The sequence below is a fragment of the Methanobrevibacter sp. AbM4 genome (assembly GCF_000404165.1).
GTDB lineage: Archaea > Methanobacteriota > Methanobacteria > Methanobacteriales > Methanobacteriaceae > Methanarmilla > Methanarmilla boviskoreani.
Genome location: NC_021355.1, coordinates 1,532,796 through 1,559,249, shown reverse-complemented (window position 1 = coordinate 1,559,249; position 26,454 = coordinate 1,532,796). Strand labels below are relative to the sequence as shown.

The following is a 26,454-nucleotide window of genomic DNA, read 5'->3' as shown; positions in this document are numbered from 1 at the left end:
GAATAATAACAATTATTATAAAATCGTAATAATAATTCATATAGGGGTTAATTAAATTTATTCAAATAAATTTTGGCGAGGCAGATAATATGGCTGATATTAAAGGTAAACAAGATCAATCTGGACTTTCAGTTGAAATAGGTAAAGGAAATCATAAAGCAGAAAGATTCGCTCATATTACTAAAGCTCATCCATGTTTTAATGAAAAATTACATGATAAAGTAGGTAGGGCACATATTCCTATTGCACCAAAATGTAATATTGGATGTAATTTCTGTGTAAGGTCATTCCATGAACCTGATGAAGATAGACCTGGTGTTTCAGCATGTATATTAAATCCAGAACAAGGTATTGAGCATGTTGAAAAAATATTAAAGGAAGAACCTATATCTGTTGTAGGTGTAGCAGGACCTGGGGATTCTTTAGCAAATGAAGAAACATTTGAATTCTTTAGAAAATTAAATGAAACTCATCCTGAAATTATTAAATGTATGAGTACTAATGGGCTTTTACTTCCTGAAAAGGCTCAAGAAATTGCAGACTGTAATATAAATACTGTAACAGTTACAATAAATGCAATAGATCCTGAAATCCTTAAAGATATTGTGGGCTTTGTTCATTATCATGGTAAAGTTTACAGGGGAGTTGAAGGTGCCAAAATACTTATTAAAAACCAACTTGAAGGTATTGAATTACTTGATGATTTAGGTGTAATTGTAAAGGTCAATTCAGTACTTATTCCTGGATTAAATGATCAACATATTGAAGAGATTGCAAAAGAGGTTTCTAAACGTGGTGCTTCTTTAATGAATGTTCTTCCTCTCATACCATTAAATAAAATGGAAAATTATGAGCGTCCTGATTGTCTATTAATTGAAAACACTAGGGAAAAAGTTGAAGAATATCTTCCAGTTTTCAGAGCATGTACCCAATGTAGGGCAGATGCTTATGGAATTCCTGGTAAGAAAAGTCATGACCATAATCTTGGCGTAACTCCAAGTAGTCATTTCTAATTCTTTATTTTTTAACTATTTTTTTATTTTTAACTTTATAACTATTTTAATATTGATTCGCTTTTTTTTAAATTGGAAATTATCTAAAATTTACGACCAGTTTTATCATGCTTTTTTTAAAATTTTGTATTCTAATTTCACAGTTTATATTATTAATATATCCTTATCAAAACTTTTTTTAATTTTTAAATATAATTAGTATTATGAAAACTTTAGAATGGGAAAATAATAAATTAAAATTAATTGACCAGAGGAAATTACCTGATGAACTTGAATATGTTTATTGTAGTAATTATCAGGAGGTTATTACTGCTATCAAAAATATGACCGTTAGAGGTGCACCTGCTATAGGTGTATCTGCGGCATTTGGAATGGCGTTAGCTAATATTGGTGGTGTTGATTTAAATAAAGCTGCTGATGAAATTAAAGCTGCACGTCCAACGGCTAAAAATTTATTTTGGGCTGTAGATAGAGTTCTTGGTAGTGAAAACCCTTTACATGAAGCCCTTAAAATCTATGATGAGGATATGAAAATTAACAGGGCCATTGGTAAATATGGCCGTGAAATTATTGATGATGGTGATACAATATTGACACATTGTAATGCAGGAGCATTGGCATGTGTGGATTATGGTACTGCATTAGGTGTTATAAGAGCTGCAAATGATGAGGGTAAAAACATCAATGTAATCTGTGATGAGACACGCCCCCGTGGTCAAGGTGCAAGGTTAAGTGTGTGGGAAATGCAACAGGAAAATATTCCTGTAAAACTTATTTGTGATGTTGCAAGCGGATATTTGATGAGTCAAGGAATGATTGATAAGGTTGTTATTGGTGCAGATAGAGTTGCAAAAGGAGGAATTGTAAATAAAATTGGTTCTTTTATGGTTGCTTTAGCTGCTAAAAGATTTGATATTCCATTTTATGTAGCTGCCCCATATTCTACATTTGATATGGATATCAATATTAATGATACAGTTATTGAAGAAAGAGATCCTGATGAGGTAATTCATTATGGATCTTGTAGAATTTGCCCTAAAGGAACAGAGGTAATTAATCCTGCATTTGATATTGTTCCTAATGATTTAATAACTGGAATAATTACTGAAAAAGGTATTATAGATCCATTATAAATGGATCTTCTATTATTTTAAATAAACTCATTTTTAATAAGTTAAATTTTCTATTTAAATACTTTTTTTTATCTTAATAATGTACTCTACAATCAAATACCATCTGCCACATTCCCGGACTTGTGGAACGTACCTTATGGCATCTTTCAATTGTTACAGTCATACCATGTTCTGCAGCTTTTCTTTCTAATTTTTCACGGCCTTCATTACAGTCATGTGCAAATTCATAGTAATGAATAATTCCTTCCTGTGCAACAAGTGAAAAAGCGGTATCCAAGAATTCATATGCAGTTCCCGGTAGGTTCATTATTAATCTATCAAATTTTTCACCTTCTAATTGTTCGGATGCAACTTTATTAATGTCTCCGCATATGGGATGTATTTTTCCCTGTAATTTATTTAACCTGATATTTTCTTTAAGGTAATCTATTGCAACATCATTGATGTCTACTGCAGTTATGTCAACTTTGTTTCTACTTGCGATAACTATTGAAAATGGACCAACACCACAGAACATGTCTAATATTTTTTCTCCATCATCAGTAATCTCTCTAATTCTTTTCCTTTCACTTGTAAGGCGTGGAGAAAAGTATACTTTACTAACATCTAGTTTTAAGCGTATCTTCTGTTCTTTATGAATGGTTACCGGATTATTAACTCCACAAATAAATTCAATATCCCTGACCCGTGTTACTCCTTTAATGGGGCTTTTTTTCATATAAACAGATTTACGTTTAGTGAATTTTAATGTGGTTTCACCGATTAACTCTTTATGTTCTAAAAGATTATCCGGAATCTCAACAATTACAATATTGCCTATGATATCAAAGGAGTTTCTTAAATCTGTAATCTCCTGATCTGTTAATTTACCTTGAAGCATTTCTCTAACACTATGGGGATATCTGGGAATAAGTTCTAACTCTTTGTCCACAACTTCAATCTCAAGAGGTCTTCCATTAAGAAGTTTTCGCACTTTTTTAACCTTGATAACCTCTTCTTTCATTTTCTCTATTTCCTCATCACTGACTGGGGAGGTTATTCCAATATACCCATAGTCTTTCTCAGGCTTGATTCTATGGTCCATATCCATAATTTCCATATCCATGATGATTTTACGTACTTCATCTACAGCAGGTAAACTAATTTTTAAAGATTGCATAATATCATTGTTTAAATTGATTAAATAAATAAAATGTAAAGAAATATTTTTTTTCAATTAAAATTATAATATGTATTTTTAATTTAAAATATTGATTTCTATTTTCTAAAAATAGCTTATTATTCCTAAATAATAATAAGTTTAAATTTCTTATTATAAAATATATTTATCTCAAGTTATAAATTAATATTGAGTATTTTTTTATATTAATTATTATGAAACTTTGATTTTATAATTTAAATTTAAAGGTTAAAAACATGTTTTATTTGATTGGATTAGGATTATTTGATATAAATGATATGTCAATTAAAGCATTAAATGCTTTAAAAGAAGTGGATGTAATTTATGCGGAATTTTTTACCTCAAAATTGATAGGTTCTACTTTAGAGGCTATTGAAGATAAAATCGGTTCTAAGATTCATATATTAAATAGATCTGAAGTTGAAGAGGATAGTCCGTTTATACTTGAAGCTAAAAACAAAGATGTTGCACTTATTACTGGTGGTGATCCGCTGATTGCCACAACACATTCTGATTTTTTAGTTCAATGTGTTAGAAAAGGTATCGATTATAGGGTAATTCATGGTTCTTCTATCTTATCCTCAGCTCCTGCAATAAGTGGTCTTCAGGGATATAAATTTGGAAAGGTTACAACAATTCCATTTCAGGATCATAATTTCTTCCCTAAATCACCATATATGGCTATTAAGGAAAATATGGATATGGAACTACACACCTTAGTGCTTCTTGATATTCAGGCTCATAAAGATAGATATATGAGTATTAATCAAGGTCTCGAATATTTAATGAAGGTTAAAGACACTTTACCAGAAGAAGAGCAGGTTATCAATGAGGATACATTGGCCGTTGGTATTGCAAGGGTTGGATCTGATGAGGGTATTGTCAAGGCAGGTAAAATATCAGAATTGATTGATTATGATTTTGGAAGCCCTCTTCATTGTATTGTTATACCATCTAAGTTACATATTGTAGAAGCAGAATATCTTGTTTATGTTGCAGGTGCAGATAAAAGTATTTTGGAAAAATGTTAATTCTTCCTTATTTTAATTTCTTATTATTTTTATGTGAAATATTAATTTCTACTTAAATTTATATGAAATAGATGATATTGTATAAATCTTTTAAAAAAAGTAAATCAGGGTGAAGGACATAACACGTCAGTTCCTAATTTTTCTTTAAGCTAAAACATTCGTAATAGCAATGTTTAAAGTCATGCCCTTAAGATTAATGAAATATTTTTCTCTTAAATATGGAGATTAAGAATTCCTTTTTTATCATTTGACAAAAAATATCTTTTTCCCTAGTTAATTATTGTTCTTTTTACTTTATAATTATTACTATTTGATTTTAAATCAGGAATTTGTATTAACTATCTGTAAAAAAATATTATTTTAATTTTTTTATTGTTTATTTTAAAAACATTATATTTTATAAACTATCCATTGATTTATTTTAATGTTCATTTAATAAAAATCATTAAAACCTTTAAAATAATTATTAATTTATAAAACAGCTTTGTTTAAATAGCTTTTATTAATAAAAACAATCATATTATTTAATTTAATATAATTTGAAGAAAATAAGATTATATAGAGTAGGAAAGAGTATTTCTTATAAATATGGTAGGGTAATTAAGAATTTTTTTTAGATAATATTTTTTTTAGGGGTAAGTAATTTTTAGGAATAAACTCTTAATCATATTATAATAAATACTCTTTTTTTTTTAAATGAATTTCATGTTTTATATAGATTATAAAATGGTTGAGAAATTCACCAATGATGTGTAGATTTATGCACATCGTATAATAAATTGTATTTCATTACTTATAAATATTGTCATTTGATTTTTTAGAATTAATATTATATTGTTTTTAGTTTTTTTGTTATTATTTGGTTATTTGTATATTCTTTTTTTAATCAATATTGTCCTGTTTTAATTTTTTTTATATAAGATATTAAAACTTAATTTTTTGCATTGTTTTTTTTCATTTAAGACCATTTAAAATTTCAGTGAAAAATTTATTTAAGTTAATTACATAACTTAATATAATATCTTTTTTTATGGTTGTGTTATTATTGAAGATAGGAACTTGTATGATGAAATTGACTATAGTCTTTTAGATGATAAAGAAAAAAAGGTTATTGATAATCCAATGTATACTAGAAATGTTGAATTAATAAACCTTGTACTTCCGGGGATAGGATATGTGTATATGGATGAGAGGAAGAAAGGCATAATCATCTTTATTGTTTATGTTCTGTTGTTTATTTTATGGTATTTGAAATTTAATTATATGGAGTATATTATTTTCACATATTATATTATTCAGTTTGGTCTTAGTGTTTTTGTAGCTAATGATAAGATTAATAAGATTCTTGAGAAAGGATCTAAATCCGAGTAAATCTTATACAATCTTTCTGGTAATTTTTTGAATCTAATTATTTTTTATTTATGTGTATGCTTTTGCGTTAAGATGGTTTATTGTTTTTAGTAATTTCTTTAATAGGTTTTATATATTAAGTTTTTTCATATTTTTAGCTGTTTATCATGTCTTTTTTTTAGGGTTTGGATTTTATTTTAATTAATCGAATCCACTTTTTATATATTTACAATATCAACTACTACTTTTATTATATCTTTTATTATTTTTTTTAAATAGTAAAAAATTAATATTTAATAAAACATATATGTTATATAAGTAATTTTGGAGATGATATTTATGCCTGAACTAAAAGGTAGTAAAACTGAGAAAAATTTAGAATATGCATTTGCAGGTGAATCTCAAGCAAGGAATAAATACACCTACTTTGCAAGTAAAGCTAAAAAGGATGGATATGTACAAATTTCTAAAATCTTTGAGGAAACTGCAGGTAATGAAAAAGAACATGCTAAAATTTGGTTTAAAATATTAGAAGGCGGAGACATTAAAAGTACCGAAGAAAACCTCGTAGCAGCTGCTGCAGGTGAACATGAAGAATGGACTGAAATGTATAAAAACTTCGCAGAGGAAGCTAAAGAGGAAGGCTTTGACGAGATTGCATTTTTATTTGAAAAAGTTGCAGCAATTGAAAAGGAACATGAGGAAAGATACAATACCTTACTTAAAAATGTAAGAGATGGATCTGTATTTAAAAAAGAAGAGGATATTGTATGGATCTGTTCTAACTGTGGACATGTATTTATTGGACCTGAACCACCTGAAAAATGTCCTGTATGTGCTCATCCACAAGCTTACTTCCATGAAAAAGCAGACAATTATCAATAGATAAAATTAATTTTATAATTTCTTTTTAATTTTTCTTTTCTTTTAATAAGAAAAGAGGAATCCTTATTTATTTTTTGATAAATTATATTTTTTTATTTTTATTAATTTAAACTTTAATTCTATTTTTTTCCCTTTTATGTGTTTTGGTATTGTGTTTTGCTTTTTTTTATCTTTATTCTATAAAAATTTTAATTGACTTTAAATCTATGGAAATTAATTTTTTACTTTTAAATACATGGAAAAATTTATAAAATATATTTGATAAGATTATATTATACTATTTAAAAACTTATTTTTATTAAATTGAATTTTTAGGTAATTTTATGTCAGATAATGAATCTAAAATTGCAAAGGGTAGTTTTATCATGCTTATTGGTACTTTTATCTTCCGTATTGGGGGATTTTTGTACCGTTTTATATTAACATGGTTGCTCACTGCTGCTGATTATGGTATATTGGGACTTACATTGCCTTTCCAAAATTTCTTAAATATCACTGCTTCCGGAGGGCTTCCTTCAGCAATAGCTAAATATGTTGCGGAATATTCTGCTTTGGATAATGAACAGATGCAACAACAGGTCATTCGAACGTCATTTAAAATAATAATTGTCATGGCAGCTATTGGAGCCACTATTATGTATCTTATTGCAGAGCCTATTGCTATAGGCTGGTGGCATAAGCCTGCTGCACTTTTACCATTACAATTGGTTGCTGTAATCACTCCTTTTAGTGTAATTGTAGGACTGTATCGGGGAGTATTTCAGGGATATTATCAAATGACTGATATTCTTATTACAAAGGCATTTGAACAGCTGGGTATGATTTGTTTTGCTGTAATATTTGTATTGATTGGTTGGAGAGTTTCTGGTGCTGTTTTAGGTACAGTTTTAGGATTTTTATTCGCATCTCTTTCTGCAATATGGTTATTTAAAAGGGATGTTACTTCTAAGTTTAAAACAGGCCGTAAGAAAATCTCAAGATCTGAAGAGTGGGATATTATTGTAATGCTTTTAAAATTCTCAATTCCCGTTGTTATAACTGGTCTTGCAGAAGTATTGTTATATGATATTGGTACCTTATTTATTGGTGCTTACTTAACAAGTAATTATGCAGGTTATTACACTAATGCAAGTGCAATAGCTAGATTGCCTTTAATTGTATCTATGTCTGTTGCAACATCTGCACTTCCTGCAGCTTCAGAAGCATTTTCATTAAATAATCATGAATTACTTACAAGATACATTCATCAATCTTATAGATATGTAATACTTATTGTATTGCCGTTATGTGTAGGTACAGCTGTATTTGCTAGTCCTATTTTAGGTCTTTTATTTGGACATGAATACACTTTAGGTACCGTTGCATTACAAATACTTGTAATGGGTATGTTATGTTTTGCTGTTTATACTATATCTGCAAGTATAACTCAGGGTCTTGGAAAACCAATTATTCCTATGATATCTTTAATATTAGGGGTTATTATCCAAACTATCTTCAGTTATTTACTTGTTCCATTATTCAATATTAATGGTGCAGCTTTAGCAACTTCCATAAGTACTGCATTTATTATGGTTGTATGTATTATCTATACCCATAAAGTATCTGGCGTTAAGTTTAGAACTATGGCGTTTTTAAAAATATTGGCTGCCTCATTAATTATGGGGGCAGCATGTATGTTGGTTCCTAAAACTTATTGGGGTATTTTTGTAGGTTTGGTTGTTGGAGTAATTGTTTATATTTTTGCTCTGGTACTGGTTAAAGGATTACAAAAAGATGATTTAAAATTAATATATAAAACTGCAGAAAAAACAGGGCCTATGAAAGGATATTTAAACAATTTGGCTGATAGATTGCAGAAATATGCTGTAGATAATTAATAATATTGGTTATATTTTTTAAATTTTATTTTTTAAATTTTATTTTTAATGTTTTTATTTCTTTTTTAATAGCTTATAAAGGGGTATAAACCTATTTATTGATTTTTAAACTTATATTTTGTAAAAAAAGGAGTTTTAATCCAATATATTTTTAAAAATTAAACTTTATATATTATAAAAAAGTAATACTTAACTAATAAAATTTTTTTAAATTTTTTAATTTAAGGGTGAATCAATTTATGGTTGGAAATTTTAGGTATAAGTTTGCTAAATGTATGGGCAAACTAGGTAACTTTTTGGTACATCTCAATGGAGGAATGGGTAAAAGTTTTCCTGGATGGTTATTCCTTCATGTCGGATCTTATGAGGCTTTAAACAATTTAGCTAAAGAGCCGGAAATAGGTTCTGTTATTGTTACTGGAACTAATGGAAAAACCACCACTACTACTATGTTGATTAAACTTTTATCAAAAGATGCACAAATTTGCTCTAATTTTGAAAGCAATACTGTTAATGCTATTGCAACAGGTCTTCTTCAAGGTAAATCTGAACTTGGTGTATTTGAATATGGTATTAGGGATTTTGAACACGGCATACCTGGTGAGGTACAAAGATTGGTAGATCCTATTGGAGTAGTCTATACTACAATTTCAAGGGAACACACACAGGTTCTCGGTATCAAAAATCCTTTTGATAAATATTTGGCTGCTAAAAGGGAACTTTCCTTAAATATGAAAAGGGGGGTTATAGTGGCAAATGTTGATGATCCAAGAACAGTTTACATTGGTAAAAATAAAGAAAAGGATGTTCCTGTAAATTATTTCGGACTTGATATAGATTATAATGATATTTTCCCCGAAAAAGATGTTGAGTGTCCAGTATGTGGAAGGAAGCTCCAATATTCTAAAAGATTCTTAAATCATAGAGGTATTTATCAATGTGAATGCGGATTTAAAAGACCTGAACCAAATGTTAAAATCACTAAATTACAAACAAGTCCTAGCAGATGGTTTATTACAATAGAGGGTAACGTCTATAATTACCCTAATGATACTAATGTGTCTTTTAAGATTGATACAGATGTTCCACCATTTGGTATTCACAATATCTATAATACCTTATGCTCTACAACAGCATATGCAAGTTTCACTCCAAAGATAGAAAATATAGAAAAGACTGCATGTGAAGTTTTTGAAGGTCTTACTATGGCGATTCTACCTCCAGGACGTTTTGAGGTTGTAAAACTAAAAGATGGTAAAATGGTAGGTCTTGGTCAGGGTGATAATGGTGATGCATTAAAGGTTAATGTACTGTTTATGAATCAGTATATTGATAATAAATTAGAATTTATATATACTACACCGGATGTAGGTGAGGAAGAGGTATTTGAGGATCATCTTGAAGCTATAAGGGCAATCAATCCAGATCATTTAATTGTGATACCTGGAAGGGAATCTGTGGAAATTGCTAGGGAATATTATAATCAGATTAAAGATGAATTTAATGCTGATTTCTATCCTTATCCTTATAGCGAAATGGAAAAGAGAATCAAAGGTATTGTAAAATTGATTCTTAATTCTGGATATAAGAATATAATTGTCTCAGGTTGTGGTGAGGAACAAGCAATGTGGGAGAGAATAAAACAAGAAATTAAAAAAGAAAGGTAATTCTTTATTTTCTACTCTATTTTTTTTACTTTTTTTGATTTGATTTTTTTTAAAGGATTTATTATTGTTTTTTAAAATAACTCTTTTTTAGATATTTTAATAATCTCATTTTTTATTTTAATTATGAAATTCACTATCTTCACATATTTTTACTAAGTAATTTCTATTAACTTATTAAATAATTTTAATTAGTAAACTATTTTTAATTTGTAATATGTATTTACTAAGCAAAATCCTTGATTACTTTTTTGATGATTTATCTTACGTTTGATATTATTGAATTATTAGGGAATCTTTAATTGTTTCAAGTACATATTATACTGAGTTGATTGATATTTAATTAAAATATTTATTTTTTTTTTATAAGAAATAATGGTAAATTGGTAAATATTGGTTAAAATCTTTTTTTTATAAAGATACTAATGTATTTGGTTGATCTTTAATTAAAATTTTAATGTTAAAAAAAGCTATTGGATTGTTTTATTGTTATAAAAATAGTAAAAAGTATATATTTTATAAAAATAGGCAGATGAAGTTTTAGTTTTGTAATCTAACTTCATCAAGATTTCTTTTATTATAATTAGAATTTCCACTTTTACTGAATGCTTGTTTAATTACACCCCAGAAGGTTTTAACTAACATAGGACCATCCATTAAAAACTGTCTAATTAAATAAGTCGGTCTCAAGTAGAATCTAATAAAAGCTTTTGCCTGTATTTTTCTTAAATCCTCCTTGGAACAATCGATTGTTTCTAATATTGGAGAGATTAATGTATATTTGGACCAGTCTTTTACCTGTATTAAATTTTTCTCAAATGCTTCTTTGTAGAATCTTGTACCTGGATAAGGTGTTGCTAGGTTAAATACAGCATAATTAGGTTTCAATTGACGAACAAACTTAATTGTTTTTTCCATGGTTTCTCTTGTGTCATGAGGCATTCCAAGCGCTACAGATGCAATGGTTCTGATCTTTTTCTCTCTAGCCATTCTAAATGCATTTTCGATTTTTGTAATGTTTGTGTTCTTACCCATCCTGTCTAATTGTTGCTGATCTGCAGATTCAACACCCATAAATATAGCGATACATCCGGAATCTTTCATCTTCTGTAATAACTCTTCATTTAAAGTATCCACTCTGGAAGTACAACCCCAAAATACTTTGAGGTTTCTTCTCATAATTTCATCACATAAATCTCTGACTCTTTTCTTATTTACTGTAAATGTGTCATCCATAAATGCGATGGTTTCAATTCCATAGTCATATACCAGGTGTTCCATTTCATCTACAATATTTTCAATACTTCGTCTTCTGATTTTTCTACCGTGCATTGCTGCAGATGAACAGAAGGAACATTGTATAGGGCAGCCTCTACTGGTAATCATTGTGGACATATGGGTGTCCATATTTAATAATTTGTAATGATCCATTGGAAGTAGGTGTAATGCTGGGAAAGGAAGTTCGTCTAGATTGCAGATTGGTTCCCTTTCAGGAGTTAACACTAACAGTTTTTCACCATTTTCATTATTCTCTTCATATGCAATTCCTTTAACATTGGAAATATTTTCCCCTTTTTCTAATGTTTGAACAAGTTCTAGCATGGTGTACTCTCCTTCACCACGTATTACTAAATCAACATTCTCATCGTTTAAAGTTTCCTTAACATTAAATGTTGGATGGTATCCACCTAAAATTACCATGGTGTCTGGAAGTACTTCTTTTACAACCTGTGCACTTTCAAGTGCTCTACCGATAGTCGGTGTAAGCGCAGTAATGGATACGATATCAGGATTTTCTTTTTTAACTCTATTTGCAAGTTGGTCAAAATCGTAGTCTAATGCTGTTGCATCAATAATGCTCACATCATATCCATTTTCTTCAAGAACAGCAGCAATATATGACATTCCTAAAGGTGGAGCAATAACTCCTAAGAATTTATACTTTGATGCTGTTTGTGGGGGATTGATAAATGTAATTTTCATTTAATCACTTCATTATATAAATTATTAGGTTTCTATTTTATTGAATTATGTCTCATTTATAAATTCATATATATTTTTTCATTTATAAATATAAAGATATTTTTGGAAATATCTGATAAAATGTTTATTCCTATAAATATGAATATTATAAATTTTATTTATAACTATTTAAAATTTTTTAAAAATTATACCATCTAGAATAGTTGGCTGTATTTAAGTAAATAATCCATATAGTTCTTGTCTAGAATTTTAAGGGCTGATTTGTTTTGTGGACTGGTGTTTGCCCTTTCCTCTACTAAATTTCTTAAACTTCTATTCTTCATGTGCCATCTTATTTCTCTAATGACTAAATCCAATGTATTCTTGTTATATTTTTCAATTTCATCCTGTTCCATATCCTCATAAATTTTATAGGTATTTAAATCATAATTTTTAGTTGGAGTCATCAAAACATTTAAATAACTATAATATTTACTTGAATCGATTAAATATCCATCAATTCCCATATAGGATAACAATGGCATAAAGGAACATTCTGCAAATGGGAATATTAAATAACTATTTGGGTTTAAGTTTTCTCTTAGATTAACTATAAGCTCTACTAAATCCTGTGGATGGAGTAATAATTCGTCTCCATTTGCTATTAAAAATCCATTATAACCTAATTCCTCTAATTTTTTGGAACATTCCAATCTTAAATCCAAATATTTTGATCCTTGGATAACTGCTATGGGACAATTATCAGTCATCTCTTTTTGTGATGATTTTTTAATCGTCTCTCTTACACTCCACTCTGCAAGTTCTCTATCAACATTATATGGACATGATTGATCTTCTGCAATAGGATACTTTTCACTGTCAATTAGAAGTGGTGTTTTTTCACCATTTAATTTTCCAAATCTCCCAGGTCCATCATGGGATTTTATTTCAAACTTTATTGGCATTGTATTCCTCTATGAATTATTTATTAACATTTATTATTGTATTTTAAAGATTAATATCTCTTAAATCACAATTGAATTCTATTATTATATTAATATATTATATTATAATCATGTTATTTATAATGGTCAATTTTTTTAATTGTTGATAGGTAATTTGTGTCACCTTTTAGGTTACACTTTTGATTTTTTTAGTAATCTTTATATACTCTTCATGTTAAATGTTAGTATAAGGATTGAGGTAATGTACCGATGATATTCTAGGATGTGTTTTTCAATGTCTGTATTCAAACGTCTTAAATCTTTTTTCACTGGAAAAAAAGAAGACGATAAACAAGAGGAAAAAACTGAGAGTAATAGTGTAAAAGTACCTGTTACCTCAAAACAAGAACAGACATCTTCTAACGACATTAAATTTAAAGAAAATGGCGTTTCTGGAATTGAATCTTCTGAACCTATTAAGAATTCTGAAGAAGTTGAACCTCCTAAAGAAAATATTCATTCTTCTGTCGAAGAAGCTACCGTTTCTGATGAAGATACTTTAACTGAGGAAGTTTCTGATGATGTATCAAATGATACTTTAGAAACAGAACAAATTACTGATGAATCTTCTGATGTGGAAGAGGCTGTTGAAGAAGTATCTGAAGACATTGTAGCTTCTGATGATGAGGAAATTTCTGAAGATATTAAAGACTCTTCTGAAGAAATTGATGAAGTTAAAATTTCAGTTGAATCTGAAGAAAAATCTGAAGATGAAAACGAAACTGATAATGAGAGAGATAATATGACTTTATTACAAGATAACGATGTTTATACCAATGCTGATATTGATGAAGATTTTAAACAAAAATTCATTGATGCAGGTCTTGAAACTGTAAACCACTGTTTCCAATGTGGTACTTGTGGTGGAGGTTGTCCTTCTGGTAGGAGAACTCCATACAGAGTAAGAAGGATTGTAAGAAAATGTTTATTAGGATTAAGAGATGAAGTAATTTCTGATCCTGCTTTATGGATGTGTACTACTTGTTACACTTGTCAAGAAAGATGTCCTAGAAAAGTAGAAATTGTAGAAGTTATTAAATTAGCACGTAACGAAGCTGCTCATGCTGGTTACATGGCTGATGCTCACAAAGCTACTGGTAAATTCGTAATTCAATCTGGTCACGGTGTACCTATTAACGATAAAATTAAAGCTTTAAGAGTAAAAATAGGTCTTCCTGAAGTACCTCCAACTACTCACAAATATCCTGAAGCTTTAAAAGAAATTCAAGACATTTGTAAAATTTGTGAATTTGATAAATTAGTAGGATATGAAGAATAGGAGGAATTTTAATGGAAATAGCATACTTTTTAGGTTGTATTGTAAACAATCGTTACCCTGGTGTTGAAAAAGCTACCAGAATTTTATTCGATAAATTAGGTGTTGAACTTAAAGATATGGAAGGTGCTTCCTGTTGTCCTGCTCCTGGTGTATTTGGTTCTTTTGATCAAAAAACTTGGATGACTATTGCAGCACGTAACATTGCTATTGCTGAGGAAATGGGAGACGACATTGTAACTGAATGTAATGGATGTTTCGGTTCTTTATTTGAAGCAAATGAAATGTTAAAAGATAATGCTGATAAAAAAGATGAAGTTAACGCTATCTTAGCACAAACCGGAGACCACCAATTCCAAGGTTCAGTAAATGTAAGACACTTTGCAGAAGTATTATACAATGATGTTGGTTTAGATAAAATTGCAGAATTATTTGAAAAACCTTTGGATTTAAATGTTGCTGTACATTACGGTTGCCACTTCTTAAAACCATCTGCAGAAAAACAAATTGACGATTCTGAAAATCCTAGTATTTTAGATGAATTAGTTGAAATTACCGGTGCAAAATCTGTTGATTATCAAGATAAACAAATGTGCTGTGGTGCTGGTGGAGGATTAAGAGCTAGAGATAAATCTGTAGCTACCAGTTTCACTAAAGAAAAACTTGATAATATGACTAAAGCAGGTGTTGACTGTATTGTGGATGTTTGCCCATTCTGTCACTTACAATTTGATGTAGGTCAAAATGAAGTAAATGAACAATATGGTACCGATTATCATATACCTGTTTTACACTTAGCTCAATTATACGGTTTAGCTATGGGATTAAATGCAGACGAATTAACTTTCTCTGCTCAACAACAAAGCGCTGAACCTATTCTTAAAAAATTAGGTATGTAAATTTAGAGATTTTTCTCTATTTTTTCTTTTTTTAATTTTTACTTGTTTTCTAACAGGTCCTCTTTATTTTATTAATGATTATATTATTTTTGAATTTTTAATTGTCTTATTTTTTTAAATATTTTTCTCTTTAAACAATAAGTTTATAAACTTCAATACTAAATAAAAATTAAGATTAGTTAAAATGTTTCAAAACATTTTTTTTTATTTTACAAAAATTTTTTATACTACTTTATTTAAATAATATTTAGTATGAATATATACGAACAAGTTTTATATGTTATTAAAACATATTTCTTTTATAAAATAGCGTAGGTGATTTTAATGTTTATGGCTACATTAGGTGGAATATTTAAATATAAAGATCTTCCTGAAGAAATGGGACCTTATGTACAATTTAAGGCAACTATTGAAAAAAGAGAAGTTAAAGATGATGATGAAATTGCAATCTTGGATATTACTGGAACCACTAGTCATCATGTTTTATTCTTAGATTCATATGATAATGTTGATCAAATCAGGGATGAGTTAAAAGAAGCTGATGCTAAAGTCAACATTACTACTTTAAAAATATTAGAAGGTCATTTATGAGTTCTTTACCTATTGAACAATTATGGTTAGTTCTTTTAGATTTATTAACTGATTTAAAGAAACAAAATGTTGAAATACCAACAGAAATTAATAAAAATATGGGTTTTACTAAAACACAGATTAATTTTTATAAGAAAGATACCTCTCATCCAGATATGATTAATGAAGTTGCAAAGGCTAGTGTAACTTTATCAGAAATTCAAAATCAACTTATCGATTTGGCGAATGATAAGGTTTCTGAAAGATATACTGAGAAATGGATGGATAAAATAAAAAGAGTTAATAAAGGGGAAAAACTATATGATGTTCCAGATATTCACTCTAAATTCAATTTAAATCCACCACCAGGTTTCTCAACAAGCCGTATAACTTTTAAAAAACCGATGGGTGAAGAAAGAATTCAGTTTATTGCAGAAACTCATGGTTTAATCATTGAGTTTGAGGATGATTTCACTTTAACATTATATGGTGATAAGGATGATGTTAAAGATGGAATTAAAGAGATGGGTGCTTTCTTTTTAGAATAAATCCTGTTTAATCCTTATTTTTATTATTTTTAATTTTATTTCAGTTTAATTACTATTTTTTTATTATCTTTTTTTATAATACCTCAAATTTAACTGGTTTTTCCTTAAAATATCCTTTCAAGTAATTTATAGTTCTTTACCAAAAGTTTATACCTAATGAATTATAAAGATATGTTCATGGAAAAATTTAATAATAAAATTGAAAAACATTTGGAACTTTCAGAAATTGCAGATATGCTGAAAGAGTACAAGGAATATTACAATGTTTACAGACGTCTTTTGTTAATTCACATGGTTGCAAACGGTGAAAGTATTGCTAAAGCCTCAAAAAACATTAATATTTCAAGAAAAACAGGCGAACGTTGGGTCAAACAATATAATGAAAAAGGTGTTGATGGTTTATTTTCAAATTATTCTAACTGTGGAAGGAAATCTTACTTAAATAATCAACAACTAAAAGAATTAAAAGAAATAATAACTGGAAACGAAGAAAAATATAATTTAAAAGATGTACAAAACTTAATTAAAGAAAAATACGGTATAACATATAGTGAAAAGCAAGTATGGGTCATTACAAGACAAAAACTAAATTTAAACTATGGAAAACCATTCATTAAATACAACACCCGTCCTGAGAATCCGGAAGAAGATCTTAAAAAAAACTAAAAACAACAGACATAAAAACAGAATATTTTGCTTTTTTAGACGAAACGTCTTGCCAAAATGTTCCAAATGTTAGAAGAATATTATATACTCCTGGAGAAAAAAATATACAAGTAAAATATCCAGTAAAATTTGGAATAAACGTAACAGGATTTCAAGGAATCAATTGCAACTCCTACATGGAAGCAAATACAAAAAACAATGCATTTCAATTTGTAATTACATTATGTCATTACCGTATTGAAAACATGACCAATAAATTAGGTAAACAATTAATCGAGGAAGCAATAAAGAATGAAAACCTGTCTGATGAAAAAATAAAAAAATATTTATCCTCCAAATCATTAAACGAAATGGATCTGATAAATAAAATCAATAATGAACTATATAATGACAATTCCAAACAGAAGTCAATAGAAAAAATTCAAAAGATTTGCAGGAAAGAAGACAACAATAATTCAAGAAAAATCTGGTATGAAAAAAGATTAAGATTAATAAATAACCTATTAAATCCAAAAATAACCGAAATAAACTCAAAAGAAAAAAAAATAAACATTATTTTAGATAACGCAAGAATACATCATGCCAAAATTGTTGAAAAAGCCTGTGAAATATTGAACATAAACTTAATTTTTCTAAAACCATATTGCCCAGATTTAAACCCAATCGAAGATGTATGGCGTAAAATTAAATCCAAAGTGTATAAATCAATGTATAAAAATTTAAACGAATTAATTAAAATATTTGAAGATGAATTCTATAAAATAGTTGATTTAACCTCATTCTACACAAATTGGGTCAACGAATATTTAGGTATAAACATTTGGTAAAATACTATAATCTATTTTTATAATTATTTTCATATAGATAAATATATTATATATTTTGAATATACCTACATATACTTAAAAGATCAAGAGGTAATTAGATGAAGATTTTATCAATTAGTGATATTCATGGTGAAAAAAATGATGATTTCATTAATTATTTGAAAAATAATCAGGATATAGATTTGGTTTTAATTAATGGGGATATAACTAATTTCGGTCCTTTGGATTTTGTAGACGAATTTATAAGCAGTATTTCAGATTTAGGTTTTGATGTTTTTGCAGTTCCTGGAAATTGTGATCCTAATGGAATCTGTAATGCAATCACGGATACCGATGCTGTATGTCTTCACAATCAGATTATTGCATATGGTGATGTAATCATCTTCGGATTTGGAGGTTCTAATAAAACACCATTTGACACTCCTGGAGAATTCCACGATCAGCATCTATATGACAATGTTAAAGAGTTGTTTGCTGAATATGATTTTATGGCAAATGACAAAGTACCTAAAGTAAAAATATTACTTACCCATGCACCTCCTTTAAACACTGAGGCAGATAAAATACCTGATGGAACTCATGTTGGAAGTAAAGCATTAAGGGATGTTATTGAAGAGTTTAAACCAGATATTAATTTATGTGGACATATACATGAAGCAAGATCAAAAGATAAAATTGGAGATACCATTGTTGTAAATCCAGGTATGCTTAAAGAAAACTATGGATGTTTAATTAATATTGATGATGATACTTTAAACTATGATGTAGATTTAATCTCATTTAAAGAATAAAAATTATTTTTTAATTTTTATTTTTCTTTATTTTCAACAATGCATTTTTTATTTATTTTGGAATGATTTTTTAATTGTTCATTAATTTTTTATTTTTTTCTTATTTTCTCTTATCCTGCTTATTTTCTTTTATCCCATATTTTTTAATTGTTCATTAATTTTTTATTTTTTCTTATTTTCTCTTATCCTGCTTATTTTCTTTTATCCAGTATTTTTTAATTATTTACTAATTTTATTTTTCTTATTTTCTCTAACCTTGTGTTTTTTAATTATTCTTTAATTTTTTATTTTTTTATTATTTTTATTTAAAAAAAGTATTTTTATCATTTACTGTATATTTTTTTCATTTATTTTAAACAAAGTACTATTTATTTTTATTTTATTTCTTATTTGGATTTATCAATTTAGAATTATTTAGTAAATTTTATTAATGATTGTATTAAAAATATTATTGATTATTGTTTGATAATTTTATTTTTTGTTAAAGAATTAGAATGTTGTGATAAAATGATTATGGTACAAGGAGAAGTTAGTGGTAAGAAATATACAGAACCTTTTTCTAAAGGCGTTTTGTCACGTTCTTTAACTAGGGCTGAAATGGATTTAACCAAAGCTTATGAAGTTGCCGCATGTATTGAAACTAAAATAAACGATTTGGGTCTAGATATTGTAACGAGTGATCAATTGGCTGAAATGATAGTTGAACAGCTTGAAGAAACTGATCCTGATATTGCCGAAAAGTATATTAATTGGAGGAAAATCACTAAATGTCAAGAACCTTTAATTATTTTAATTGCAGGGGCATCTGGTGTTGGAACTTCGTCTATTGCTTTTGAAATAGCTAACAGATTAGGTATCCGTAATATGATTAGTACGGATATGATCCGTGAGGTAATGCGTAAAATCGTTTCAAAGGATTTATCTCCAGTTATTCATGAATCTAGTTATACTGCATATAAAGCTATGAGGATTCCGTCACCTCCGGAATTTGATGAAGTTATTGCTGGATATAAAGATCATGTTGATACTGTAGCTGTAGGTGTAGATGCAGTAATCGAAAGGGCTATTGATGAAGGGATAAGTATTGTAATTGAAGGAGTACATATTGTTCCAGGTTTTATTAAACAAGAATTATTGGATAAAGATAATGTAATATTATTCACTTTACAAGTAAGTGATGAAGAGGTGCATAAAAGTAGGTTTTACTCAAGAAGTAGTCAAATGTGGGCTAGAAGACCACTTAAAAAATATTTGGAGAATTTTGGCTCAATTAGAAAGATTCAAAGATATATTGTCACACAATCTGAAAAATATAATGTACCTGTTATAGAGAATGTAACAATTCCAGGTACTATAGATTTCATGATAAAATCTATTACAAAAACTTATGGAGGAATTGCCAATGATGGAGAACATTAAAGTACGGGATTTAATGACAACTAATGTGGTTACTGTTGACCCTGATGAGGAGGTCGTTTTTGCTTTCGAAAGATTAATGAAACATAAAATTAGTGCTATGCCGGTAATAGATAATAATAAAATGGTAGGTATTGTAACTGCTACTGATTTAGGTCATAATCTCATTTTAGATAAATATACATTAGGTACTAAAGTAGTGGATGTTATGGTTAAACAAGTTGCTTTTGTCAGACCTGACGATAGTGTAATGGAAGCAGTTTCTGAAATGGACAATAATGCTCCAGGAAATGAAATAGTTAATCAATTACCTGTTTTAGACCATGGTAAATTGGTGGGAATTATTTCTGATGGGGATATTATTTCCGCTTTAAAAAAGGAGTTTAGTTAATCCTATTTCATTTTAACCTATTCTATTTTTTTTATCTATTTTTCGATTTTATATTTTAATCTAACTTTTTTCATAACATTTATATAATATTAATATAATATATATTTATGGCTAGACTGGAGGGTTAGGGGTCCTCTGTAAGCACAGATCCCCTTTGGTGCGGTCGAAATCCGAAAGGCGGCTTTTGGATATAATAAAGGCCTTAAAAAGTGATATGGAAACTTCGTCCTGCAGGATTAATGGTGGTATGATTTTTACTGGAGGGTAGGAATTAATTACCTTTATTGTGGGAATGTGTTAGGCCCGGAAGGGAGCAGCTCTACTATGAACAATTAATGCTTGTAGAGTAGCGGAGTGGAGTCGGTTTTTGAGATAACCTTTATTGTTGAATTTAGTCCACTTTCGGATGTGCCATTTTTTTATTAAAATTTTAGGTTTTCTTATCTTCCTGATTTTTTATTAGTAAAATAGAAAAACTTTTATATTATAGTTAATAAAATAATAATAGTTAGTTGATTATTTAACTGCAATTTTTAATTTTTTTCAAATGTCGGGATGGCCCAGCCTGGTACGGCGTCGGACTGCTAATCCGATTATCCCTTGGATAACACGGGTTCAAATCCCGTTCCCGGCGTTTATTTTTTATTTAGCTTATTTTTTTATATTTTAAATCATGGTTTTTTATTAAAGTTTATATATAATAAGAAATATAACAATAGTTATGTTTAGATTTTTAATAAATTAGTTTAAATATTGGTTAATAATTTTTGTATTAGAATTATTCTCTTTTAATTTAATTATTTTCTATTTGTTAATAAATTAAATAAGTTTAATTATTGTTTTAATATAAATTAATGTGAGGTAAAACATGTGTGAATTATTTGCTTATTCTTCAGATAATCCCTTAGAAATAAATGAATATTTAAAAGACTTTTATTCTCATTGTAATTGTCATCCACATGGATGGGGTTTAGCTTTATTAGATTCTTCAAATTATTCTGTTTATAAAGAGCCTGTTTGTGCAAGAATGAGTTTAAATTTGAAAAATCTTTTAGAAAAGCCTATAATCAATAAAAATGTTTTTGCACATATTAGACTAGCTACAATAGGTAAATTAATTCCCTCTAACTGTCATCCTTTCTATAAAAAAGATGATTCTAACAGAATGTGGACATTAATTCATAATGGAACAATATTTGATAGTTCAGATTTATGTAGATATTCCATGATTCAAGAGGGAGGTACCGATTCTGAGAGGGTTTTACTTTATATTATTGATAACATTAATAAACTCGAATCTCAAAAAAATAGAAGCTTGGATGTTAAAGAACGTTTTGATTTATTAAGCAATCTAGTTTCAAACTTATCTTTTAATAACAAATTAGACTTCTTGCTTCATGATGGTGAATATATTTATGTTCATATGAATTGTAGAGACTCTTTACACTACTTTAAATTTAATCATGGTGTCATGTTTTCAACAGTCCCATTAAATGATGGTCATTGGGAAGATGTGCCATTAAACACTTTATTATGCTTTAAAAACGGTAAATTAATATTTAAATCCAACACTCATAATAATGAATACATTGAAACTCCTGAACAGTTAATCTTTATTAAAAAATTTTTAAATTCATTAGATAAAGTATCTGAGGGAGATTTTTTATGGTAGTAAACATCGGATTTAGTATATTAATTGAACAGGATAAAGGAATTCTCTTTTAAACTAATACATGAAAATATTAAATATGAAAACTGATCTCTAAAAAATTATTATCTAAACTAATGAACATCTGTATAAAAGAAATTTTAACGAGCGTGTTAATTTAGCTAAGTAGGGGTTATTATGGAAGATATTTTTAGTTTATCAAATATAGAAAAATATTTTACTGGTGAACAGTTATTGGAAGGTTTATTTGGAATAGAGTGGGAAGGTCTAAGAACCTTAAAAAATGGTCATTTATCTTTAAAACCACATCCTACAGTTTTTGGAAACAAGTTGGATAATCCTTATATTACTACTGATTTTTCTGAGAGTCAATTTGAAATCATCACTCCTGCATTTGACAGTGTTGAAAAGGCATTCCAATTCTTTTCATTTATTTCTGATTTAGTTAATGTTTCTTTAGGTGAGGAGGAATTCATGTGGTTTCAATCTTTACCTTGTATACTTCCAGAACCAGATAAGATACCCATTGCGAAATTTTCCGGTGATGGGGATTTGGCTAAAAGATTTTCAGATTATAGAAAAGGTCTTGCAAAAAAATATGGTCTTCAAAAACAATTAATCTCAGGTATTCATTTTAATTTTTCATTTAAAGATGAGATGGTTCAAGAGCTTTATAAACATATTATTGAGGATACATTTATTGATATTAGTTATAGGGATTTTAAAGATAAACTATATCTGAAGATTGCAAGAAATTATATTAGGCATTCCTGGTTAATCATATATCTTACGGGATGTTCCGTTGCGGCTCATAGAACCTTTACAGATGAATGTACTAATCTAATGCAGTATAGTGATAATAAAGGAAGTTTCTATACAGAATCAGGACCATCCTTAAGAAATTCCTCCTGCGGTTATAAAAATTTAGATCCGTTAAGGCCTAGCTATAACAATGTGGCTGAGTTCACATCTGATGTTCAAGGATATATAGATGAAGGTAAATTATCAGAGGCTAAGGAATTATATACACAGATTAGATTAAAGCCTAAAAATCCAAGTAAAATGCTTGAATCATTAAATGAAGATGGTATTCAATATATTGAAATTAGATCATTGGATATTAATCCTTTCTATAAATGTGGTTTGATCCAGAAGGATATGGATTTTTTACATCTATTTTTAATATATATGCTTATTATGGATGAGTCTGACTATGGGGATTGGCAAAACGAGGCTATTTTAAATGAGGAGAAGGTTGCACAATATGGCTATCTTCCGGACTTAAAACTACTAAAGGATGGAAAGGAAATAAGTTTTCAGGATTGGGGATTAAAGATTTTTGAGGATATGGAAAACCTTGTAGAAACTTTTAATATGGATTATTTTAAACCTATTTTAACCTCACTTAAAAGGAGATTTTCTAATCCTTCATTAACATATGGTAAGCGTCTTCTTAAGTTAATTAAAAAAGATGGATTTATAGAAAGTCAAATCAATTTATCCATGAATAATAAGAAGACAAGTGAGTACATTATTAGAAATACCGATATATTACAGGATGAAAGATTTAAAAAATATGTTCCCATTGCACTTCAAGGTAAATATTCCGGTTAATTTCCCTTTTAAAACTGAATGTTTTATATCTTATGGTAATCCCTTGTTTTTATAGATTCAATTATATCTTCTTCCATATAATCCTAGACTTTATTATTTTTATAAAAATTTTATTTATAAAAAATTATTAAAAACAATAGATTTAAATATGTGAATTTATTATTATAATATGTGAGAAATGAGTAATCACTCATTTTTTTAATTTAATATAAAATTAGAATTTAATAGTTTGGGAGTTATTATTTATGTCAAATGAATTTTTAGAAACTAATAATAGTTTTTTTGATACTGTATCAACTCATGTTGAATTTGGTAGTGGTAAACTAAATCAAATTTATGAATTTTTACCTGATGCTAAAAAAGCTTTAATTGTTACAACTAACGGAAAATCAGTTAAAGGAAATGGTTACTTGGATACTTTAATAGAAAACTTAAATAAAAAAGGTATCGAATATGTGGTATTTGATGAGATTGAACCGAATCCTTTAAACACTACAATTGATAAAGGTGCAGACGTTGCTAAGGAAGAAAAATGTGATATAATTATTGCAATTGGTGGTGGAAGTGCAATGGATGCCTCTAAAGCAATTGCATTAGTTGCAAATAATCCTGGAAAACTATGGGATTATGTTCAATTTGGTAAGGGAGGTAAAAAGACTCCTCAAAATAAGGCATTGCCTTTAGTTGCTATTCCAACTACTGCAGGAACTGGTTCAGAAGCAGATATGGGTGCTGTTGTAAGTAACAATGAAACTAAAGAAAAAACTGCAATTTTCGGACAAGATTTATTCCCTGTTCTTTCAATTATAGATCCTGAATTAATGGTATCTGTTCCTGAAAAATACACTGCCTTCCAAGGATTCGATGCAATATCCCACAGTCTTGAAGGTTATATTAATAGCATTGTTAATATGTACTCTGACATGTATGCTTTAGAAGCTGTACGTAATGTTCATGACTATTTGCCTAAAGCGGTAAATAATGGAAATGATCTTGAGGCTAGGGAAAAGGTAGCATTTGGAAGTTATTTATCTGGTCTTGTAATGAGTGTTGGAAATACCAGTAGTTTACACTCTCTTGAACATGCATTATCTGCATACCACCATGATCTTCCACATGGTTTAGGTTTAATTCTACTTAGTAAAGCATACTTTAAATTTTTAATCAATAAACATGTCTGTGATGATAGATTTATTAAATTAGCAAAAGTAATGGGTATTGAAGATGCTGAAGATCCTATGGATTTCATCACTGCGTTAGACAAATTCCATAAAGATATTAAAGTTGACGGATATAAAATGTCTGATTATGGTGTAAGTCCTGATGAATTTGAGGATATGGCTCATACTGCATTTGATAGTATGGGTATACTATTTACAGTAGACCGTTATGAATTTACTGTAGAAGATGTTGTAAAAATCTATGAGGAATCTTTTGAATAGATTTTTTAGTTTAATATTTTATTACACATAAACTTTAAAAAATTGATTTTCATTAATTTTTTATTATATCTCCTTTAAATCCATTAAAGTTATTTGTTATTATAATGGATTTATGGTCTATAATTTTTTAATGCTCTTTTTAACTGATTTAGATTTCAAGTTCGAAATGGTAATTATTTTATAGTTTAAAAAATAGTAAAAGAAGAATCAGTATTCTTCATCAATTTGTTGTTCATGATTATATTTTACACCATAAGGACAAGCATGAGCAGTAACACCATGGATAATGTCAATTTTATTTTCTACCTTATTTTGTACCTTATGGGTAATCTCATGTGATTCAATTAAGCTTAATTTAGGGTCTAATTCAATATGGAAGGTTACAGTTGCATATGAACCTAAATAATTGATTCTGATATCATGAATTCCATAAACTCCATCAATAGAAAGTGCCTCTTTTTCGATATCCTCGATTAACTCCTTTGAGGGAACCTTTCCCATAATATTGTCGATATTATCTTTTGCAACTTCTAAAGCTATTTTAACTATCATCAAACCAATGAAAAGACCAATAACTGGGTCTACTTTTGTATATCCTAATCTTGATATGATTACCCCAATCAATATTGCAAGTGATGATAATAGGTCCACCCTTTGATGTTTTCCATCTGCCACAATTGCAGGGCTGCGGATATTCTGGCCGATTCTAATGATATTCTGACTCATGATTATATTAATTATCATTCCGATTATTGCCATTACTCCTGCAAGTTCTGAAGGAGCGGTAACGGCTTGTGCGAAGAATAATTTGTCAACAGCTCCCCTTATAATTTCATATGCAATTATTGCAAGGAAAACAACTATTGTAAGCCCGCTTATTGCCTCAGCCCTTCCATGTCCTAATGGGTGTTCCTCATCTGCAGGTTTATTTGCAAATCTAAAACCTATATATGCAATTATTGAGGTTGCAACATCCGAGAATGTATGTGCACCTTCAGCTACAAGTGCATAACTTCCGGATATCATTCCAACAACAATGTTGAATATTGTAAGGAATGTATTTCCAATTATACCAGTTAAAGCAGCATTTCTTCCAGCTTTATGTCTGTCATCAGCATTCATATTTTTTCACTAAAAATTATCGATTAACTTTTAATTTATTTTAATACCTATTTAAAGAATATGCTTTTTAGGTAACTGTAAAATTATTAATTTATTTTTATCATTGGCAAATATCTAATTTTTA

23 protein-coding genes, 1 tRNA gene and 1 other RNA gene are annotated in these 26,454 nt (G+C 28.6%); 21 read left to right on the top strand and 4 right to left on the bottom strand.

Translation table 11 applies throughout. The annotated features are described in order from the left end of the window. The first annotated feature begins 89 nt into the window (after nucleotides 1-89). On the top strand, nucleotides 90-1,013 hold the full coding sequence (locus ABM4_RS06570) for a radical SAM protein (RefSeq protein WP_016358897.1): 924 nt from the start codon (nucleotides 90-92) through the stop codon (nucleotides 1,011-1,013). Between the two features lie 203 nt (nucleotides 1,014-1,216). Beyond that, nucleotides 1,217-2,146 (top strand): S-methyl-5-thioribose-1-phosphate isomerase, encoded by a 930-nt coding sequence (gene mtnA / locus ABM4_RS06565; RefSeq protein WP_016358896.1) that lies wholly within the window; start codon nucleotides 1,217-1,219, stop codon nucleotides 2,144-2,146. Nucleotides 2,147-2,219: 73 nt separating this feature from the next. On the opposite strand, the gene ABM4_RS06560 is transcribed toward mtnA, so the two are convergent. Then, nucleotides 2,220-3,305: a class I SAM-dependent methyltransferase family protein gene (locus ABM4_RS06560; RefSeq protein WP_016358895.1), complete on the bottom strand. Its 1,086-nt coding sequence runs from the start codon at nucleotides 3,303-3,305 to the stop codon at nucleotides 2,220-2,222. Between the two features lie 257 nt (nucleotides 3,306-3,562). On the opposite strand from ABM4_RS06560, the gene dph5 reads away from it, so the two are divergent. The 5 genes from dph5 (at nucleotide 3,563) to ABM4_RS06535 (ending at nucleotide 10,136) form a co-directional block, all read left to right on the top strand. Further along, complete coding sequence (dph5, locus tag ABM4_RS06555; protein ID WP_016358894.1) at nucleotides 3,563-4,357, top strand: diphthine synthase; 795 nt, start codon at nucleotides 3,563-3,565, stop codon at nucleotides 4,355-4,357. A 1,059-nt stretch (nucleotides 4,358-5,416) separates the two neighbouring features. Continuing rightward, the gene (locus tag ABM4_RS06550) at nucleotides 5,417-5,728 is read left to right on the top strand and encodes a hypothetical protein (protein WP_048200900.1); all 312 of its coding nucleotides are present in this window, start codon (nucleotides 5,417-5,419) and stop codon (nucleotides 5,726-5,728) included. Nucleotides 5,729-6,046: 318 nt separating this feature from the next. Next, the gene (gene rbr, locus ABM4_RS06545; protein WP_016358893.1) at nucleotides 6,047-6,592 is read left to right on the top strand and encodes a rubrerythrin; all 546 of its coding nucleotides are present in this window, start codon (nucleotides 6,047-6,049) and stop codon (nucleotides 6,590-6,592) included. A 323-nt stretch (nucleotides 6,593-6,915) separates the two neighbouring features. Next, nucleotides 6,916-8,469: a flippase gene (locus tag ABM4_RS06540; protein ID WP_016358892.1), complete on the top strand. Its 1,554-nt coding sequence runs from the start codon at nucleotides 6,916-6,918 to the stop codon at nucleotides 8,467-8,469. A 239-nt stretch (nucleotides 8,470-8,708) separates the two neighbouring features. After that, nucleotides 8,709-10,136 carry a Mur ligase family protein gene (locus tag ABM4_RS06535; RefSeq protein WP_016358891.1) on the top strand — a complete coding sequence of 476 codons (1,428 nt, stop codon included), beginning with the start codon at nucleotides 8,709-8,711 and terminating at the stop codon, nucleotides 10,134-10,136. 537 nt (nucleotides 10,137-10,673) lie between these two features. Here the strand turns inward: ABM4_RS06535 and ABM4_RS06530 are convergent. Both ABM4_RS06530 and ABM4_RS06525 read right to left on the bottom strand, forming a co-directional pair. Beyond that, nucleotides 10,674-12,116, bottom strand: a complete 1,443-nt coding sequence (locus ABM4_RS06530) for a B12-binding domain-containing radical SAM protein (RefSeq protein WP_016358890.1) — start codon at nucleotides 12,114-12,116, stop codon at nucleotides 10,674-10,676. A 194-nt stretch (nucleotides 12,117-12,310) separates the two neighbouring features. Further along, nucleotides 12,311-13,060, bottom strand: coding sequence for an archaeosine tRNA-ribosyltransferase (locus ABM4_RS06525; protein WP_016358889.1), 750 nt, complete (start codon nucleotides 13,058-13,060; stop codon nucleotides 12,311-12,313). A 274-nt stretch (nucleotides 13,061-13,334) separates the two neighbouring features. Here ABM4_RS06525 and hdrC point away from each other — a divergent pair, with 274 nt between their 5' ends. From hdrC to ABM4_RS06460, 14 genes are all read left to right on the top strand, one after another. Further along, nucleotides 13,335-14,378 (top strand): CoB--CoM heterodisulfide reductase subunit C, encoded by a 1,044-nt coding sequence (gene hdrC, locus ABM4_RS06520; RefSeq protein WP_016358888.1) that lies wholly within the window; start codon nucleotides 13,335-13,337, stop codon nucleotides 14,376-14,378. An 11-nt stretch (nucleotides 14,379-14,389) separates the two neighbouring features. Beyond that, nucleotides 14,390-15,274 carry a CoB--CoM heterodisulfide reductase subunit B gene (hdrB, locus tag ABM4_RS06515; RefSeq protein WP_016358887.1) on the top strand — a complete coding sequence of 295 codons (885 nt, stop codon included), beginning with the start codon at nucleotides 14,390-14,392 and terminating at the stop codon, nucleotides 15,272-15,274. A gap of 324 nt (nucleotides 15,275-15,598) precedes the next feature. After that, on the top strand, nucleotides 15,599-15,865 hold the full coding sequence (locus ABM4_RS06510; protein WP_016358886.1) for a DUF749 domain-containing protein: 267 nt from the start codon (nucleotides 15,599-15,601) through the stop codon (nucleotides 15,863-15,865). Beyond that, a complete protein-coding gene (locus tag ABM4_RS06505) occupies nucleotides 15,862-16,392 on the top strand; it encodes a DUF2096 domain-containing protein (RefSeq protein WP_016358885.1) in 531 nt (176 codons plus the stop codon). Before ABM4_RS06510 ends, ABM4_RS06505 begins: the two co-directional genes overlap by 4 nt. Before the next feature lie 156 nt (nucleotides 16,393-16,548). After that, complete coding sequence (locus ABM4_RS09145; protein ID WP_016357795.1) at nucleotides 16,549-17,058, top strand: helix-turn-helix domain-containing protein; 510 nt, start codon at nucleotides 16,549-16,551, stop codon at nucleotides 17,056-17,058. A 176-nt stretch (nucleotides 17,059-17,234) separates the two neighbouring features. Further along, nucleotides 17,235-17,885, top strand: coding sequence for a transposase (locus tag ABM4_RS08800; protein ID WP_016358884.1), 651 nt, complete (start codon nucleotides 17,235-17,237; stop codon nucleotides 17,883-17,885). Nucleotides 17,886-17,983: 98 nt separating this feature from the next. After that, nucleotides 17,984-18,676 carry a metallophosphoesterase gene (locus tag ABM4_RS06490; RefSeq protein WP_016358883.1) on the top strand — a complete coding sequence of 231 codons (693 nt, stop codon included), beginning with the start codon at nucleotides 17,984-17,986 and terminating at the stop codon, nucleotides 18,674-18,676. A gap of 507 nt (nucleotides 18,677-19,183) precedes the next feature. Continuing rightward, nucleotides 19,184-20,095: a 2-phosphoglycerate kinase gene (locus ABM4_RS06485; protein ID WP_016358882.1), complete on the top strand. Its 912-nt coding sequence runs from the start codon at nucleotides 19,184-19,186 to the stop codon at nucleotides 20,093-20,095. Next, nucleotides 20,079-20,483, top strand: coding sequence for a CBS domain-containing protein (locus tag ABM4_RS06480; RefSeq protein WP_016358881.1), 405 nt, complete (start codon nucleotides 20,079-20,081; stop codon nucleotides 20,481-20,483). The genes ABM4_RS06485 and ABM4_RS06480 overlap by 17 nt, the downstream gene beginning before the upstream one ends. A gap of 104 nt (nucleotides 20,484-20,587) precedes the next feature. After that, nucleotides 20,588-20,901: signal recognition particle sRNA (gene ffs, locus ABM4_RS08920), an RNA gene on the top strand. Nucleotides 20,902-21,032: 131 nt separating this feature from the next. Beyond that, nucleotides 21,033-21,117 (top strand) — tRNA-Ser (locus ABM4_RS06475). Nucleotides 21,118-21,351: 234 nt separating this feature from the next. Then, entirely contained in the window at nucleotides 21,352-22,155 is an 804-nt protein-coding gene (locus tag ABM4_RS06470; protein WP_016358880.1) for a class II glutamine amidotransferase, read from the top strand. A 174-nt stretch (nucleotides 22,156-22,329) separates the two neighbouring features. Beyond that, nucleotides 22,330-23,766, top strand: a complete 1,437-nt coding sequence (locus ABM4_RS06465; RefSeq protein WP_016358879.1) for a glutamate--cysteine ligase — start codon at nucleotides 22,330-22,332, stop codon at nucleotides 23,764-23,766. Between the two features lie 245 nt (nucleotides 23,767-24,011). Then, the gene (locus ABM4_RS06460) at nucleotides 24,012-25,208 is read left to right on the top strand and encodes an iron-containing alcohol dehydrogenase (protein ID WP_016358878.1); all 1,197 of its coding nucleotides are present in this window, start codon (nucleotides 24,012-24,014) and stop codon (nucleotides 25,206-25,208) included. A 207-nt stretch (nucleotides 25,209-25,415) separates the two neighbouring features. Here ABM4_RS06460 and ABM4_RS06455 read toward each other — a convergent pair whose 3' ends face one another. Then, nucleotides 25,416-26,330: a cation diffusion facilitator family transporter gene (locus tag ABM4_RS06455; RefSeq protein ID WP_016358877.1), complete on the bottom strand. Its 915-nt coding sequence runs from the start codon at nucleotides 26,328-26,330 to the stop codon at nucleotides 25,416-25,418. Nucleotides 26,331-26,454: the final 124 nt, after the last annotated feature.